Annotated in this window: 1 protein-coding gene; it reads right to left on the bottom strand. The window is 36.0% G+C overall.

Annotated features, from left to right (window positions below; genetic code table 11):
* Positions 1-239, bottom strand: a 239-nt coding sequence (locus SCA31_RS25375) for an aminotransferase class V-fold PLP-dependent enzyme (RefSeq protein ID WP_410699693.1), incomplete at both ends; no start/stop codon positions are given.

Raw genomic sequence — 239 nt, forward strand, 5'->3', positions numbered from 1 at the left:
CATCAGAATTCTTTCTTGTTTTAGCAATAATTTCTTCAATAGGGTTTACAATACCTAAAGCATTTGAAACCTGATTTACAGAAACTACTTTTGTTTTTTCGCTTAAAAACTGATCCAGGAAATCCAGCTGAAGAATTCCGTTCTCATCGATTGGAATTACCCTAAGCTTGGCTCCGGTTCTGTCACAAAGCATTTGCCATGGAACAATATTGGAATGATGCTCCAGGTAAGAAATGATT

Origin of the sequence: Chryseobacterium sp. SIMBA_028 (assembly GCF_046535285.1) — a bacterium.
Taxonomy (GTDB): Bacteria; Bacteroidota; Bacteroidia; order Flavobacteriales; family Weeksellaceae; genus Chryseobacterium.